Annotated in this window: 1 protein-coding gene; it reads right to left on the bottom strand. The window is 78.1% G+C overall.

From position 1 onward, the window contains the following. Positions 1-228: hypothetical protein (locus G3I65_RS56280; RefSeq protein WP_160704834.1), on the bottom strand; the 228-nt coding region annotated here is incomplete at both ends.

A 228-nucleotide genomic window follows, 5' to 3' on the forward strand; every position in this document is an offset into this window, starting at 1 on the left:
GCCCGCCAGCGCGATCGGCGACTGCTCGCCGTCGCCGAGGACGGCGAGCGCCCTGGCGAGTTCGAGCGCCCGCGGCTCGCTGGAGTGCAGGCAGCTGAGCACCGCGTGCCGGTAGGCGGCCCCGGCGACGACCCCGCCCGCGCCCGCCGCCCTGGTGTCCTGCACCAAAGCGGTGGCCAGCAGCGGGTTGCCGCCGCTGACCGCGAAGCACTCCGCGGCCAGCGCGTG

This window comes from Amycolatopsis sp. SID8362, assembly GCF_010550475.1.
Classification (GTDB): Bacteria; Actinomycetota; Actinomycetes; order Mycobacteriales; family Pseudonocardiaceae; genus Amycolatopsis; species Amycolatopsis eburnea.